The sequence below is a fragment of the Kocuria rosea genome (genome assembly GCF_023715525.1).
GTDB classification, from domain to species: Bacteria; Actinomycetota; Actinomycetes; order Actinomycetales; family Micrococcaceae; genus Kocuria; species Kocuria rosea_A.
In genome coordinates this window covers 202,857-215,139 of sequence record NZ_JAMBOG010000005.1, presented here as the reverse complement: position 1 = coordinate 215,139, position 12,283 = coordinate 202,857, and the positions used below count along the sequence as shown (strand labels likewise).

Below are 12,283 nucleotides of genomic sequence, written 5' to 3'. Positions count from 1 at the left end.
GCGGTCCTTGTCCCAGTCGCGGTCGTGGTCGCGGTCCTTGTCCCAGTCGCGGTCGTGGTCGCGGTCCTTGTCCCAGTCGCGGTCGTGGTCGCGGTCCTTGTCCCAGTCGCGGTCGTGGTCGCGGTCCTTGTCCCAGTCGCGGTCGTGGTCGCGGTCCCTGTCCCAGTTGCGGTCCTTGCTAGGGTGACCCGGCTTGGGCTCGACCGGGGCCTGCTGGACCGGGGCCTGCTCGGCGGGGGCCTGTTCGGCGGGGGCCTGTTCGGCGGGGGCCTGTTCGGCGGGGGCCTGTTCGGCGGGGGCCTGTTCGACGGGGGCCTGCTGGACCGGGGCCTGTTCGGCGGGGGCCTGTTCGACGGGGGCCTGCTGGACCGGGGCCTGCTCGGCGGGGGTCTGCTCGACCGGGGCCACTGGCTCCGGCGTCGGCGCAGTGGTGCCCGCGTCAACGGGGACGTCCACTGCTGGCGTCAGGGCGGGATCCGGTGTGGCAAAAGTGGACGGATCGGAAAGAGCGGCCGCTACCTCCGACACCGTGGTCGTCTCGGCGGCTCCGGAAGCCGACGAGCTGTCGACCGCGAATGCCCCGGTGAACCCGGAGAAGGTAATCGCCGTGGCGGTAGGAGCGACGAGCAGAGCGCGTGCCAGTTTCTGGTTCAAGGTATTCCCCCTGTCAATGCGAGTGATCCCCTATCACTCGCTGGTACTAATTAACTTATGCACACAAGCGGGCCGGTGGTCGTCCCTACATGTGCCCCTGGCGGTCCAGGAGAGGGGGTTGATACGTCTGCATCCAATGGGGTGGTGGCCCGAGGTGGGACTCCACACGGAAGGCCTCGGAGGCCGCTCCCGGCGATTGACCCACGCGGATGGCGAAGCCGGTGTGGCCTGGGGCGACTGTCGATCGCACCGATCGATGTGGGCTGACAGGGCTGTTGCGTGAGATCCCGCCGGTGCGCCCGGACGGCTCGCGGCGATGCCTGCCCACCCGGTGTCAGGGCAGCACGACGGCGCCCCGTCCCCTGAGCTGGGGACGGGGCGCATGGCCGGCGCGGGAGACGCTAGAGCTCGAAGCGGTAGTTCTTCGGAGCGACCGTCAGCCCGGAGGTGGTCACGGTCAGCCCGCGGGCCTTGTCCTCCTCGCGGTCCACGCCCACCCGCGTGCCCGGCGGGACGACCACGTTCTTGTCGAGGATGCACCGGTCCACCACGGCGCCCTCGCCGACCCACACGTTGTCCATGAGCACGGACTGGCTGACGGTGGCGTCGTTCTGCACCAGCACCTTGGGGGAGAGCACCGACTCGTGCACCCGCCCGCCCGTGATGAGCACACCCGCGGAGAGGATCGAGTCCGTCGCGACGCCGCCCTCGCCGTGGGGGCCGCGGACGAGCTTGGCCGGCGGGGCCTGCACGCCGTAGGTGTAGATCGGCCACGAGTAGTTGTAGAGGTTGAACACCGGTAGCGGGCGGATGAGGTCCAGGTGGGAGTCGTAGTAGGAGTCCAGGGTGCCCACGTCGCGCCAGTACTGCCGGTCCCGGTCCGTGGAGCCCGGGACGTCGTTGCCCGTGAAGTCGTAGACGGCCGCCTCGCCCCGGTCGGCGAACCACGGCATGATGTCCCCGCCCATGTCGTGGTCGGTGTCGTCCTTGGACTCGTCCACGCGCAGGGCCTCGACCAAGGCGTCGGTGTCGAAGACGTAGTTGCCCATCGAGGCGTAGAAGGCGTTCGGGTCGTCGGGCAGGGGAGCGGTGGACTGGGGCTTCTCGACGAACCGGGTGATCCGGGTGGGGTCGTTCGGGTCCGTCTCGATCACGCCGAAGGACGTCACCATCTCCATGGGCTGGCGCACGCCGGCCACCGTGGCCCGTGCCCCGGACTGCACGTGGAAGTCGACCATGGCGGAGAAGTCCATCCGGTACACGTGGTCCGCCCCCACGACGACCACGATGTCCGGCCGGGCGTCGTCGACGAGGTTCAGGGACTGGTAGATGGCGTTCGCCGACCCCAGGTACCAGTCCTTGCCGCGGCGCTGCTGCGCCGGGACCGTGGTCACGTAGTTTCCCAGCTGGGTGGACAGCCGCCACGTCTCGGAGACGTGCCGGTCCAGGGAGTGGGACTTGTACTGCGTGAGCACCACGATCTGCAGGTATCCGGAGTTCACGAGGTTGGACAGGGCGAAGTCGATGAGCCGGTAGCTGCCGCCGAAGGGGACCGCCGGCTTGGCGCGGTCCTCGGTCAGGGGCATCAGGCGCTTGCCCTCGCCCCCGGCGAGGACGATCGCGAGAACCTTCTTACGGTGGGGCATGAGGACCTCTCTGACATCTTCGGCAACGGGCTCGCATCCGCCTGGCGGCGCCGAGGCAATCGACAGGCGCCTTCATTGTGTCTTAACCCGCGGGAACTGGGTGACCCCCACCACGGCGCGAGTCAAAATGTCGTCCGGTGCGGGGCCGCCCGAAAGTCTCCGCCGCGTTCCGGTGGCAGGGGCGGGCTCCTGCAGTACGCTCGGGAACGTGCGAGTCGATATCTTGTCCAAGGAGTTCCCGCCCGAGATCTACGGCGGCGCCGGAGTCCACGTGTCCGAGCTCTCGCGGGTCCTGGCCCCGCTGGTCGACCTGAAGGTGCACTGTTTCGGTGCGCCCCGGGAACCGCGGGTCAACGGGGCGGAGGTGAAGGCTTACCCCGTGCCCGGCGAGCTGGTGGACGCCAACGCCGCCATCCAGACGCTCGGGGTGGACCTTGCGATGGTGGGGGACGTCGCCGGTGCGGACGTCGTGCACTCGCACACGTGGTACGCCAACATGGCGGGCCACCTCTCCTCGCTGATGTACGGTATCCCGCACGTGCTCTCCGCCCACTCCCTCGAGCCGCTGCGCCCGTGGAAGGCCGAGCAGCTCGGCGGCGGCTACGCCGTCTCCTCCTTCGTGGAGAAGACCGCCTACGAGGCGGCTGCGGCGATCATCGCCGTCTCCGACGGCATGCGGCAGGACATCCTGCGCTCCTACCCCGAGGTGGACCCGGACCGGGTGCGCACCGTGCACAACGGCATCGACGTGAGCCAGTGGGTGCGCGACGAGGGCACCGACGTCCTCGAGGCCTACGGGATCGACCCGGCGAAGCCGTCCGTGGCGTTCGTGGGGCGGGTGACCCGGCAGAAGGGCGTGCCGTACCTGCTGCGCGCCGCGGCCCTGCTGCCCGAGGACGTGCAGCTCGTGCTGTGCGCGGGCGCCGCCGACACCCCCGAGCTGGGCGCGGAGGTCAACGCGCTCATCCACGACCTGAAGGCCACGCGCTCCGGGGTGGTGCTCATCGAGAAGATGCTCCCGCGCCGCGAGATCGTCCAGATCCTCTCGCACGCCACGGCGTTCGCGTGCCCGTCCGTCTACGAGCCGCTGGGCATCGTCAACCTCGAGGCCATGGCGTGCGGCACCGCCGTCGTCGCCTCCGCGACCGGCGGGATCCCCGAGGTCGTGGTCGACGGCGTCACCGGCCGGCTCGTGGCGCTCGAGCAGGTCCAGGACGGCACCGGGACGCCGCTGGACCCCGAGAAGTTCGTGGCGGACTTCGCGGCGGCGCTCACGGAGGTCGTCTCCGACCCCGCCCGGGCGCGGGAGATGGGTGCGGCCGGCCGCCGCCGCGCCGAGGAGGCCTTCGCGTGGGAGTCGATCGCCGAGCGCACCGTGGAGGTCTACCGCTCCGTGCTGTGAGTCCCTGCCGTGAGCGTTCGGCGCCGTGCGTCCGGTGCGGGGCGCAGGAGGCGGCGGTCGTCGGGGCCGATGTGAACCGGCGGCGGACATGTGGTAACTTATTCCCTGTTGCGTTCAGCGAAGGCCGCCGGAAACGGAAGCAGGCCGGACCTGGATCCACTCGCGCGGGTGGCGGAATAGGCAGACGCGCTAGCTTGAGGTGCTAGTCCTCGTATTAGAGGGTGGGGGTTCAAGTCCCCCCTCGCGCACGACGGGAAGGCCCCGGACCGGATGGTCCGGGGCCTTCGTCGTCCCCGGAGTCGTTTCTCTGGTTGCCGGTGTCGCTCTGTGCGCGGTGGGCGTCTGCTGCTCGCCGCGCCCAGGAGATCGAGGCAACGCAATCTGCCGGTCGGTCCGGTGTTCTCCCGGTGCCGCAGAGGCGACCGGATACGGGGTGGCCTCCGGCGGATGCCGGTGCCGATGCCGTCTGTCCGTGCACCGTCCATGCGGAGGGCACCGGCGCCGGGAGGCAGGTCGTCGTGACCGTCGGTCCGTTCGCCGTCGTGGTCCCCGCCGTGTTCATCGGCATCGGCGCCACGCCGGCCTCAGCGCCGCCCTGACGGTCGGGGGACCGGTGGGGTGGTCGCGGCTGCCCCAGGGACGACGAGCGAGGGCTTTCCCGCCGAAGCCGTGACAGTGGCACTGTGCGCGGTGCTGCTGCTGCCGGCGGCCGAAGACGTGGTCTTCCGCCGGCTGGTCCTCGGCTGGATGCTCACCCGGACGCCGAGCCCTCCAGTGATGCCGACGGCCGTGGTGCAGCTGCTCCTCCCGGTGGTGGCGGCCGACGCTGCGGTTCCGGGCGCCGGAGATCGGCGAGAGGGACTCCCTGCCACCACGGCAGGCGGGGGCGACGGGACGGGAGGGAGCCCGCGATCACCGCGGCAGATGGCGCTGCAGCCACATGGTGCACCACAGCTTCAACCGCATCTCGTCCCAGGATGGGGCGTCCACGACGAGGGCGGCGGGCCCGTACCGGTGGACCGACTCGACACCGTCGCGGTCGGTGAGCTCGGCGATCAGCTGCTCGACGACCGCTGGGTGGGCGTCGGCGATGTCCTCGCGCAGCCCGACGTCGAAGCAGTCCACCTCGGCGACCACCGTCACCGGCGGCTCCTCGACGGCGGCCGCCTCCCGGCCCTCCCCGCGCAGCGCTGCGATCGTGCGGCGGGTGTGGGCGAGCATCTCGGTCCCGCTCATCGCCGGCCGGCCGTGGGCGGACTGGTAGGCGCTGTAGAGCGGCATCCCGGGGAGGAAGACCTCGTGCCCGGCGCCGGCGAGCACCGGGTGGTTGAGCGCCGGGTAGTCGCTGATGCGGTGGTGCCCGACGCGCCACCGCGCCTCGGGCACCGCGGTGGTGAGCACCTGGCCGAGGTAGGAGGCGAAGCCGTCGACCAGGGCGAGGGCGGCGGCCGGCGGGTGCGGGTCCACGAGCTTGCCGTGGCGGGCCCAGCTGGGCCACGCGGGGCGAGTCGGGTCGTCATCCAGTGCTCTTGGATCCACGCCGAGCTCGGCCGCCCGGGCGGTGATCCACTCCCAGGCCGGGGCCACCGACTCGACCGAACCGTCGAGGAGCTCGCCGGGGCCGGGTCCTCGACCGGCCGGCGCTGAGCGCAGGTGCTGCAGCGCCGGGTCGCGCTCGGCCAGATACGCATCGAGTGCCTCCGCAGCCTGCTGCGGGCTCATCCACTCGTAGAGCAGCTCCGTCATGGACGTGACTCTACTGCGGGGGCGGAGCCGTCGCGGGCCGACGCGGACGGCGGCCGACGGTCAGCCACCGCGGACAGGGACGCCGTGCTGGTCACTCCTGGCGCGGAATCCTGCGGACCATGGCGACGCTGCTACCGGCGACGATGCCGTAGAGGAACGCCCCGGTCAGCTCGAAGCCGTTCTCCCGGACGGCCTGGGCCAGCTTGGCCTCGCCTTCGTCCAGGCCGATGAACTCGGTCACGGTGCCCGAGGCGAAGACCGGGCCGTCCCCGGTCTCGCTTTCCACGACTTTCCACCGGGTCTGCCCCTCGTGCCCTCCGCCGGCCTCCTCGCCCCAGTCCACGACCAGGACGTAGAGCGTGTTGGTGCCCTCCTCCAGCTGCTCGATCGCGCGGGTGACACTGCGGCGCAGGGCGTGAATGTCGCCGCCGCAGTCCTGTTCCAGGTGCTCGCGCAGGAAGGCCAGCAGGGCGTCGTCGTCAGGCATGGGAGCTCCTCCTGAGGTACGTGGCGTCGTTGACGGAACTGATGGTAGTCCGACCGGCACGGCGCGGTGACGACGGACCCGGCGATGCTCAGCGCCGGACAGCCCGGCAGCGGCAGGACGAGCACGAGCGCCTGCCGCAGGAGGGGGTCGGCCGCCACGGGTCAGTCGCACCCACCCCCGCCGCCGCCGTCACCACCGTCCCCGCCGGAGGAGCCCCAGATCCCGGCCGAGCCGGAGTCCGAGGAGGCGCCGCCACGGCTGTCGCGGGACCGGGTGGGGCGGTGCCGGGACCGGCGGGCGCGGAGGAGGACCGTCGCGGCCAGCGCCAGGGTGGCCAGGGCGAGGACCACGAAGAGGGCGACGCTGGTGGCCGAACCGGGCTCGGGCAGCAGCGTGGCGCTCAGCAGGGTGGAGGTGCTCATGGTCGGAACCTAGCAGCGCGGCGGGTGCTTGGGCAGCGGCTCGCCCGGTTGCGCCGTTCCGGCACGACCAGCCGGTGCCGGGCTGGCTGTCGCATGCCTGCGAGGTGCCTCCGGAGCCCGCCCACGACGTCGGGCGTGGGTGGCCGCCGGTACGCCCGGCACGCTCCGGCACCGACAGCGAGGGGTTCCCCGGCCTCATCCGCCAGGAGGACCGCACGCGCCTCCCGCGGGTCCGTCCTCGCCGTGCCCGTGGTCATGGCCCTCGCCGGTGCCCTCTGCGCGGTGGGCGCGCCGGGGGCGTACCGGACGGTGCCCGTGCGCCCGGCTCTGCTGGGCGACACGACGAGCCACGTCTCCACGCCCCAGCGTGCCGGGGCACTCCGGGCGCCCGACCGGAGCCACCGGCTCACCGTCCTCAGGCGGGCCACAGGTACGGGATGGAACAATCACCGGCGAACCACTCGGCGCGGAACCAGGAGAGAACGATGGCGGCGACGACAGCGCGGACGATGACACGATGGGGATTCGGCGTGCTCGCCGTCGCGATGCTGGCCGCGGCGGTCGTGCTCGGGCAGACGGCGCTCATCACGGTGGCGCTGCTGGTCGCGCTGGCCGGCATCTCCGGGGACCTGCGCCGGACGCGGGCGATCGCCGACCGTTCCTAGCCCAGCCGGCGTGCGCCCGGGTCAGCGAGGCAGGTGGCGCTGCAGCCACAGGGTCAGCCACATCTGCAGCCGGAGCTCCTCCCAGGACGGGGCGTCGACGACCAGCGCTGCGGGCCCGTAGCGGTGGACCGACGCGACGCCGTCACGGTCGGTCAGCTCGGCGATCAACCGGTCCACCAGCACCGGATGCTGTGCGGCGATGTCGGCGCGCAGCCCGACGTCGAAGCAGTCCACCTCGGGGACGACGGTCACGTACGGCTCCTCGGCGGTGGCCGCCTCAGGCCCCTGCCCGTGCAGCGCGGAGATCGTCCGCTGCACGTGCTCGAACATCTCGGTCCCGCTCATCGGGTCCCGTCCGTGGGCGCTCTGGTAGGCACTGTAGATCGGCAGGCCGGGCAGGAAGACCTGGTGCTCGGCGGCGGCGAGCACCGGGCGGTTGAGCATCGGGAAGTCGTTGATGCGGTGGTGACCGGCCTGCCACGACGCCTCGGGGACGGCGGTGGTGATGACCTCCCCCAGGTAGGCGGCGAACCCGTCGACCAGTGCCAGGGACCCGGCCGGCGGGTGCGGGTCCACGAGCATCCCGTGCCGCGCCCAGCTGGGCCAGCGGGGCCGGGTCGGGTCCTCGGCCAGCGGTCGGGGATCGACGCCGAGCTCGGTGACCCGGTCGGTGACCCACTCCCACACCCGCGCCACCGAGTCGACGGAGCAGTCCAGCGCCGCGGCCGGGTCCACGCGCTCGTCGGCCAGCGCGGAGCGCAGACGGTCCAGGGACGGCGCCCGCTCGGCGAGGTACTCCTCCAGCGCGGCGGCCGCCTGCTGCGGGGTCATCCACTCGTAGAGCAGCTCCGTCATGGCGGAACTCTACTGGGCAGGCCCGTCGCCGGGAACCGGTCACCGGGCGGGCGAGGCGCAGGGCACGGTGGACCCGGTGCTCCGCGCCGGGGGCCGTGCACCGGGTCCGGCCCCGCGGCCGGTGCACCCGGCCGGAGGCTCAGTGCAGGACTAGCCGCGTGCCGGCCGGCACGGGCAGGGGACCGCCGTGGCCCGGTGCCAGGACGCCGAAGTCGGTGCCGGAGAGCAGGCGGAGTGCCGTGTCCTCGGCCCGGACCGGATCGTGGTGGTAGGGAGCGGGCAGCATCTGCGGGGCGCCGAGGACGGGGGAGGTCATGTGGCCGGTGATCACCGCGTCGCCGGCCGCGACGACGCCCGTGTCGCCGATGAGGAAGGACGTGTGCCCGGAGGTGTGACCGGTGGTGGCGACGGGCCGCATCGCCCCGGGCAGATCGAGGACCTCGACGTCGGTGTCGAAAGGCGTGAGCGCGGAAGCCGCGACGGTGACGTCCCTGAGCCCACCGGTGCGGATCGCGTGGACGCACCACTTCGCCCAGCGCCAGGAGCGCAGCGCCCGCGGCAGGGACCCTCTCGGGCCGATCTGCTTGCGGGAGGTGCCGGTCATGTTCGGCACCTCGGCCGCCGCGCAGTGGATCGGCACGCCGGCGTCGGCGAAGCGCCCCAGGGTGCCGATGTGGTCGGCGTGGGCATGGGTGACGACGACGGCCTCGGGCAGGCCGGTGGCCCCGGCCGCGGCGATGGAGGCGTCGACGAGCTCGCGGTCGTCCGGGTAGCCGCAGTCGACGAGGGTGTAGGCCTCCCCGTCGCGCACGATCAGCCAGTTGGCCGCCGGTCCGGTGACCAGGGTGGTCCCCGGGCCGAGGTGGTGCAGGTTGCCGGTGGTGCTCCACTTGCCCATTGCTCGCGCTCTCCTGGGGTCGACGACGACACCGCCGGCCGGGGTGGCGCCGTGGCGGACCACCCGCATCGGCGGGGCCCGGGCCATCGGCGACAGCGGCGGGTCGGGCCGGACACGGCCTCCGGTCCAGTCTCCCCGTCCCCGACACGCCCGCCGGAGGGCGCCGGTCCCGTGCCGGCCTCCGTGCGGGTGCTGCCGGGACGGACCGCCGGACGGGGCGGGTCAGGCGCGCAGCCGCTCCGGACGCCCGAGGTGCTCCAGGAGGCTGGGACGCAGAGCAGGCGCGGGCTCGTCGGTCCCGGGCCCGAGGGAGGCGGCCAGCGGGACACCGGACGCCGTGCGGGAGGGCTCGGCGTCCCGTGCTGCCGCCTGGCCGTGCTGCCCCAGGTCCTGTAGACGCGCGTAGCGGGCCCGCTGGACGACCCAGGTGGCGAAGTACAGCATCCACAGCAGCATGATGAGCGCCATGGTGGTGTCGAACCTGCTCCCCGGCGACCATTCGTAGAGAACGCGGCAGGTGAGGGGCACTCCGACGGCCCCGAGCCCGATGATCAGTGCGTTCTCCTGGTCCTTGGACACAGTGGCTCCCCCTAGTCCCACGGCATGGTCCCTGCATCGTGTCATGTGCGAAAAGGAACTGTCTGACCCCACTTGTGGGGCCGATCCGGCGGGAGGGCGCCCCCTCCGTGTGAGGACATATGACACGACGACCTCCGGTGACCGGTGGGGTGGGTCATAATGGGGCGAACTTCCCCGGCGCGCGGGGAACGGGCGGTCGGAGCTGAACCCTTTCCGGGTGCGGCCTGTGAGGAGGTTGATGCCGTCTCATGGGTGGGGTGTTCCGGCATGAGCTCACGGTCTCGGACCCTGAGGTGGTCGCCGCGCTGGGCGATCGGACCGGGCTGCGCTTCGGGTACAGCACCACGGATCCGCGCTTCGCCTACCACCTGTCCCGGGCCGGGGACGAACAGGTCGCCGTGTCCGCGGTCCGCGTGGGCGGGGCGATGTCCCTGTGGGGCGACACCGAGGGCTTCACGGTGGCCAACGTGCACGGGACCCGGTACGACTGGCAGACCCGCGAGGAGACCGGGAGCGCCGCCGCGGGCTCCTCCGTGCTGTTCCGTCCCGGGCACCCGTCGCTCGTGGTGGCCGAGGACGTGGACGTCACCCTCGCCCACCTGCCGGTGGACCTGGTGCAGGAGACCGCCGACACGGTCTACGGCACCGACACCCCGGTCCTCTTCGCCTCCTCCACCCCGATCAGCGACCGATTGGGACAGTTCTGGACGCAGCTCGCCCGCTACGGGGCCGACGTGCTGGGCACCGAGGCCTTCGACGAGCCGCTGGTGCGCGCGGACCTCACCCGCAACCTCGCCGTGGGGCTGCTCGAGTGCTTCCCCCTGGTCGGGGACCCCGACGCGCGGTATTTGTCCATGGAGGCGCAGACTCACCGCTACCGGGCCGCCGTGCAGTTCTTCGACGACCATGCCGCGAGCCCGGTCACCGTCGAGGACGCCGCCCGTGCCGCCGGCACCACCACGAAGGCGCTGGTCAGGGCGTTCCGGGCCAACCACCCGCTGGGGCTCACCCCGGCCCAGTACCTGCGCCGGGCCCGGATGGACGCCGCCCACCGCGAGCTGCAAGTCGGCGACCCCGCCCGCGGGGACACCGTGAAGGACATCGCCGCCCGGTGGGGTTTCACGCACCCGGGCCGCTTCGCCCAGTACTACCGGCAGATCTACGGGACCACTCCTCGCCAGACCCTCGGCTCCTGACACCCGCCGGAGCGCGGGGGCCGGCCATCGGAGGTTCCGCGCTCCCCTTGTCGCGCCGTCCCAGGTCCCCGGCCGCGGCCGGGCGACCACAGGGAGGAGAGCCGGGCACCCCTGGCGACCCGACCGGGCGGCCTCGGCCGGTGCTGCGTCGAACCGCAGGATCGGCGGTGCCTCTGACGCGCACAGGCCTCGGACGCGCCCGGCAGGGATCCAGGACGTGGCCCCGGAGACCACGGGAGGCTCAGCCGGGACGGACGCCGGTGACGGCCACGAATCAGCGGCCGAGGTCGGCCCACCGCGTCGTCCGGGCGCTGTTCACCAGGACCGGGTCCACGGGTGCCGTCTCCGGCAGGAGCACGACCATGGTGGACAGCGCGCGGGAGGGCCAGGTGGACAGTCCGCGCACGGGGAGGAACGCGGGCGCGTCATCGCCACGGTGCATGCGCACGGCCTGGCCCAGGAGGAGCAGGCCGGCCACGGCCAGGCCGACACCCACCCAGGCCGGGGCGCGGTAGCCCCACCCGGCGGAGATCACGGCCCCGCCCAGGAAGGCCCCCAGGGCGTTGGCCAGGTTGAAGGCCGCGTGGTTCATCGCGGCGGTCAGCGACGGGGCGTCCTTGGCCTCACGGAGCAGGCGCATCTGCAGCGCCGTGCTGAAGACGGAGCCCATGATCCCGATCCACAGCACGCCGAGCACGGCCGCGGCCGGGAGGTGGACGAACAGGCCGAAGAAGGCCAGGGCCACCGCGGAGACGGCTCCGGCGCCCAGCGCGGTCTTCTCGATCGAGCGGTCCAGCAGGGGGCCGACGAGCAGCGAGCCCGCCGTCATGCCCACCCCGTACACGGCCAGCACCCACGGCACCGCCGAGATGTCGAGGCCGCTGAACTCGGTCAGGGTGGGGGAGATGTAGGTGTAGACCGCGAACATGCCGCCGAAGCCGACGGCGCCGGCCAGCAGCGTCAGGGTCACCTGGGGACGACCCAGGGCCCGGACCTCCTGGGCCACGGAGACGCCGCCGGTGTTGTGGGTGCGGGGCACCCAGGCGGCGAGGGCCGCGACGGTGAGCAGCCCGATGGCCACCACGAGACCGTAGCCCGAGCGCCAGCCCAGGGCCTCGCCGAGGAACGCGGCCAGGGGCACGCCGATGATGTTGGCGACCGTCAGCCCCAGGGCCACGCGGGCCACGGCGGTGCCGCGGCGTTCGCGCGGCACCATCGAGGACGCCACCACGGCGGCGACCCCGAAGTAGGCCCCGTGGGGCAGGCCGGAGAGGAAGCGGGCGGCGTACAGCCAGTCGAGCGAGGGCGCGGCCGCGGACAGGACGTTGCCGGCGGTGAACGCGGTCATCAGGCCCAGCAGGAGCGTCTTGCGCTCCACCCGGGCGGTCAGGGAGGTGACCAGCGGCGCGCCGACGACCACGCCCAGGGCGTAGAGCGAGATGGCGTGGCCGAGGGAGGGGATCGAGGCGCCGAAGTCCTCGGCGATGAAGGGCAGCAGGCCCATCGAGGCGAACTCGGTGGTCCCGATGCCGAAGCCGCCCAGGGCGAGGGCGAGGAGCGCGAGCCGGGTCCCGGTGGGGCCGGGGGCGTTGACGACCTGGAGCAGGGCGGTGCGGGGCGCTGACATGGCGGTTCCTTCCGTGTGGAGCGGGGGAGGGGAAGGCGCGTCGTCGAGCCGAACTGGATGAGGTCACGATGCTACGGACGATGTCGCGGGCGTCCAATGCCCTGGC

Annotated in this window: 12 protein-coding genes and 1 tRNA gene; 4 read left to right on the top strand and 9 right to left on the bottom strand. The window is 72.7% G+C overall.

The window, feature by feature from the left end; genetic code table 11:
• Nucleotides 1–408, bottom strand: a 408-nt coding sequence (locus tag M3185_RS05615; protein WP_251332688.1) for a hypothetical protein, incomplete at its 3' end; no start/stop codon positions are given.
• A gap of 647 nt (nucleotides 409–1,055) precedes the next feature.
• Nucleotides 1,056–2,300, bottom strand: a complete 1,245-nt coding sequence (gene glgC / locus M3185_RS05610; RefSeq protein WP_251332687.1) for a glucose-1-phosphate adenylyltransferase — start codon at nucleotides 2,298–2,300, stop codon at nucleotides 1,056–1,058.
• Nucleotides 2,301–2,508: 208 nt separating this feature from the next.
• Between glgC and glgA the strand changes: the two genes are divergently transcribed.
• A complete protein-coding gene (gene glgA / locus M3185_RS05605; RefSeq protein ID WP_251332686.1) occupies nucleotides 2,509–3,702 on the top strand; it encodes a glycogen synthase in 1,194 nt (397 codons plus the stop codon).
• A 162-nt stretch (nucleotides 3,703–3,864) separates the two neighbouring features.
• Nucleotides 3,865–3,950, top strand: a tRNA-Leu gene (locus tag M3185_RS05600).
• A 664-nt stretch (nucleotides 3,951–4,614) separates the two neighbouring features.
• Here M3185_RS05600 and M3185_RS05595 read toward each other — a convergent pair.
• The 3 genes from M3185_RS05595 to M3185_RS05585 form a co-directional block, all read right to left on the bottom strand.
• Nucleotides 4,615–5,448, bottom strand: coding sequence for a hypothetical protein (locus tag M3185_RS05595; RefSeq protein ID WP_251332685.1), 834 nt, complete (start codon nucleotides 5,446–5,448; stop codon nucleotides 4,615–4,617).
• A gap of 91 nt (nucleotides 5,449–5,539) precedes the next feature.
• Nucleotides 5,540–5,935 (bottom strand): hypothetical protein, encoded by a 396-nt coding sequence (locus M3185_RS05590; RefSeq protein ID WP_251332684.1) that lies wholly within the window; start codon nucleotides 5,933–5,935, stop codon nucleotides 5,540–5,542.
• Between the two features lie 161 nt (nucleotides 5,936–6,096).
• On the bottom strand, nucleotides 6,097–6,357 hold the full coding sequence (locus M3185_RS05585; protein WP_251332683.1) for a hypothetical protein: 261 nt from the start codon (nucleotides 6,355–6,357) through the stop codon (nucleotides 6,097–6,099).
• A 509-nt stretch (nucleotides 6,358–6,866) separates the two neighbouring features.
• Between M3185_RS05585 and M3185_RS05580 the strand changes: the two genes are divergently transcribed.
• Nucleotides 6,867–7,022: a hypothetical protein gene (locus tag M3185_RS05580; protein WP_251332682.1), complete on the top strand. Its 156-nt coding sequence runs from the start codon at nucleotides 6,867–6,869 to the stop codon at nucleotides 7,020–7,022.
• 21 nt (nucleotides 7,023–7,043) lie between these two features.
• Here M3185_RS05580 and M3185_RS05575 read toward each other — a convergent pair whose 3' ends face one another.
• The 3 genes from M3185_RS05575 to M3185_RS05565 all read right to left on the bottom strand — a co-directional run bounded on the left by M3185_RS05575 (nucleotide 7,044) and on the right by M3185_RS05565 (nucleotide 9,354).
• A complete protein-coding gene (locus tag M3185_RS05575; protein WP_251332681.1) occupies nucleotides 7,044–7,877 on the bottom strand; it encodes a hypothetical protein in 834 nt (277 codons plus the stop codon).
• Between the two features lie 139 nt (nucleotides 7,878–8,016).
• Nucleotides 8,017–8,775 carry an MBL fold metallo-hydrolase gene (locus M3185_RS05570; RefSeq protein ID WP_251332680.1) on the bottom strand — a complete coding sequence of 253 codons (759 nt, stop codon included), beginning with the start codon at nucleotides 8,773–8,775 and terminating at the stop codon, nucleotides 8,017–8,019.
• A gap of 222 nt (nucleotides 8,776–8,997) precedes the next feature.
• On the bottom strand, nucleotides 8,998–9,354 hold the full coding sequence (locus M3185_RS05565; RefSeq protein ID WP_251332679.1) for a hypothetical protein: 357 nt from the start codon (nucleotides 9,352–9,354) through the stop codon (nucleotides 8,998–9,000).
• Nucleotides 9,355–9,611: 257 nt separating this feature from the next.
• Here M3185_RS05565 and M3185_RS17335 point away from each other — a divergent pair, with 257 nt between their 5' ends.
• Nucleotides 9,612–10,550 (top strand): helix-turn-helix transcriptional regulator, encoded by a 939-nt coding sequence (locus M3185_RS17335; protein ID WP_251332678.1) that lies wholly within the window; start codon nucleotides 9,612–9,614, stop codon nucleotides 10,548–10,550.
• A 274-nt stretch (nucleotides 10,551–10,824) separates the two neighbouring features.
• On the opposite strand, the gene M3185_RS05555 is transcribed toward M3185_RS17335, so the two are convergent.
• Nucleotides 10,825–12,177 carry an MFS transporter gene (locus tag M3185_RS05555; RefSeq protein WP_251332677.1) on the bottom strand — a complete coding sequence of 451 codons (1,353 nt, stop codon included), beginning with the start codon at nucleotides 12,175–12,177 and terminating at the stop codon, nucleotides 10,825–10,827.
• Nucleotides 12,178–12,283 lie beyond the last annotated feature (106 nt).